Raw genomic sequence first — 3194 nt, forward strand, 5'->3', positions numbered from 1 at the left:
GTGTGTTGTTTGAGAACTGCACAGTGGACGCGAGCATCTTTGTTAGTAAGTGTGTAAGAGCGTACGGTGGATGCCTTGGCACCAGGAGCCGATGAAGGACGTAGGAGGCTGCGATAAGCCTCGGGGAGCTGTCAACCGAGCTGAGATCCGAGGATTTCCGAATGGGGAAACCCAGCACGAGTGATGTCGTGTTACCCGCGCCTGAATATATAGGGCGTGTGGAGGGAACGTGGGGAAGTGAAACATCTCAGTACCCACAGGAAGAGAAAACAACAGTGATTCCGTGAGTAGTGGCGAGCGAAAGCGGAAGAGGCTAAACCATGCAGATGTGATAGACGGCAGTCGTTGTCTGTGTGGGGTCGTGGGATTGTTTTTCCTAGTTCTGCCGAACTGGGCGACAGTAAGAAACCAGAGCGTTAGTCGAATTGGTCTGGGACGGCCAACCGTAGAGGGTGAGAGTCCTGTAGACGAAAACGATCTGGCTGTCGTAAGCAACTCCCGAGTAGCAGCGGGCCCGTGAAATCTGCTGTGAATCTGTCGGGACCACCCGATAAGCCTGAATACTACCTGGTGACCGATAGCGGACTAGTACCGTGAGGGAAAGGTGAAAAGTACCCCGGGAGGGGAGTGAAATAGTACCTGAAACCGTGCGCTTACAATCCGTCAGAGCCGACTTGTTTGGTGATGGCGTGCCTTTTGAAGAATGAGCCTGCGAGTCATCGGTGTGTGGCGAGGTTAACCCGTGTGGGGGAGCCGTAGCGAAAGCGAGTCCGAATAGGGCGAGTGAGTCGCACACTATGGACCCGAAGCGGAGTGATCTACCCATGGCCAGGGTGAAGCGACGGTAAGACGTCGTGGAGGCCCGAACCCACTTAGGTTGAAAACTGAGGGGATGAGCTGTGGGTAGGGGTGAAAGGCCAATCAAACTCCGTGATAGCTGGTTCTCCCCGAAATGCATTTAGGTGCAGCGTCGCGTGTTTCACTCTGGAGGTAGAGCTACTGGATGGCCTAGGGGGCCCACAAGCTTACCGAAGTCAGCCAAACTCCGAATGCCAGGGTGTGAGAGCGCGGCAGTGAGACTGTGGGGGATAAGCTTCATAGTCGAGAGGGAAACAGCCCAGATCGCCGGCTAAGGCCCCTAAGCGTGTACTAAGTGGAAAAGGATGTGGAGTCGCGAAGACAACCAGGAGGTTGGCTTAGAAGCAGCCACCCTTGAAAGAGTGCGTAATAGCTCACTGGTCAAGTGATTCTGCGCCGACAATGTAGCGGGGCTCAAGTACACCGCCGAAGCCGCGGCACTCAGACATATGACCTGCTTTCGAGCCAGGTGTCTGGGTGGGTAGGGGAGCGTCCTGTAGCCAGGGAAGCGGCGGAGTGATCCAGCCGTGGAGGCTACGGGAGTGAGAATGCAGGCATGAGTAGCGAAAGACGAGTGAGAAACTCGTCCGCCGAATGACCAAGGGTTCCTGGGCCAGGTTAATCCGCCCAGGGTGAGTCGGGACCTAAGGCGAGGCCGACAGGCGTAGTCGATGGACAACGGGTTGATATTCCCGTACCCGTGTATCCGCGCCCAATGGCGAATCAGTTGTGCTAAGTGCCCAAATGTGGACGGACTTCCTTCGGGAAGCCAGAAGCGGCTGCGCACGACCCCGGCTGTAGTAGTCAAGCGATGGGGTGACGCAGGAAGGTAGCTGGGCCAGGTGATGGAATACCTGGTGTAAGCCTGTAGGGCGAGACATAGGCAAATCCGTGTCTCATATGGCCTGAGAGGTGATGCGTAGCCGATTGAGGCGAATTCAGTGATCCTATGCTGCCGAGAAAAGCCTCTAGTGAGTTGGTACACGGCCCGTACCCCAAACCGACACAGGTGGTCAGGTAGAGAATACTAAGGCGATCGAGAGAACTGTGGTTAAGGAACTCGGCAAAATGCCCCCGTAACTTCGGGAGAAGGGGGACCACGCCTGGTGAACACCTTTACGGTGGGAGCTGGGTGGGGTCGCAGAGACCAGAGAGAAGCGACTGTTTACTAAAAACACAGGTCCGTGCGAAGTCGTAAGACGATGTATACGGACTGACGCCTGCCCGGTGCCGGAAGGTTAAGAGGACCGGTTAGCGGAGCAATCCGCGAAGCTGAGAATTTAAGCCCCGGTAAACGGCGGTGGTAACTATAACCATCCTAAGGTAGCGAAATTCCTTGTCGGGTAAGTTCCGACCTGCACGAATGGCGTAACGACTTCTCTGCTGTCTCAACCACAGACTCGGCGAAATTGCAGTACGAGTAAAGATGCTCGTTACGCGCGGCAGGACGAAAAGACCCCGGGACCTTCACTATAGCTTGGTATTGGTGTTCGGTACGGTTTGTGTAGGATAGGTGGGAGACTGTGAAATCAGCACGCCAGTGTTGGTGGAGTCGTCGTTGAAATACCACTCTGATCGTATTGGACCTCTAACCTCGGACCCTGATCGGGTTCAGGGACAGTGCCTGGTGGGTAGTTTAACTGGGGCGGTTGCCTCCCAAAATGTAACGGAGGCGCCCAAAGGTTCCCTCAGCCTGGTTGGCAATCAGGTGTCGAGTGCAAGTGCACAAGGGAGCTTGACTGTGAGACCGACAGGTCGAGCAGGGACGAAAGTCGGGACTAGTGATCCGGCACCGGCAAGTGGAAGCGGTGTCGCTCAACGGATAAAAGGTACCCCGGGGATAACAGGCTGATCTTCCCCAAGAGTCCATATCGACGGGATGGTTTGGCACCTCGATGTCGGCTCGTCGCATCCTGGGGCTGGAGTAGGTCCCAAGGGTTGGGCTGTTCGCCCATTAAAGCGGCACGCGAGCTGGGTTTAGAACGTCGTGAGACAGTTCGGTCTCTATCCGCCGCGCGCGTTAGAAACTTGAGGAAGGCTGTCCCTAGTACGAGAGGACCGGGACGGACGAACCTCTGGTGTGCCAGTTGTTCCGCCAGGAGCACGGCTGGTTGGCCACGTTCGGAAGGGATAACCGCTGAAAGCATCTAAGCGGGAAGCCTGTTCCAAGATGAGGTTTCTCACCCCCTCGAGGGGGTAAGGCCCCCAACAGACCATTGGGTTGATAGGCCAGAACTGGAAGTGCAGTAATGCATGCAGGTGACTGGTACTAATAGGCCGAGGACTTACCAACAAAGAAGCTACGCGTCCACTGTGCAGTATCTGAAACAACACAC

Annotated in this window: 1 rRNA gene; it reads left to right on the plus strand. The window is 55.8% G+C overall.

Annotation, left to right across the window (positions count from 1 at the left end):
- Window positions 1-43: 43 nt before the first annotated feature.
- Window positions 44-3151: ribosomal RNA gene (locus tag VMT40_RS39285) — 23S ribosomal RNA — on the plus strand.
- Window positions 3152-3194 lie beyond the last annotated feature (43 nt).

It is taken from the genome of Nocardia sp. CDC160 (assembly GCF_035818795.1).
In the GTDB taxonomy this organism is placed as follows: Bacteria; Actinomycetota; Actinomycetes; order Mycobacteriales; family Mycobacteriaceae; genus Nocardia.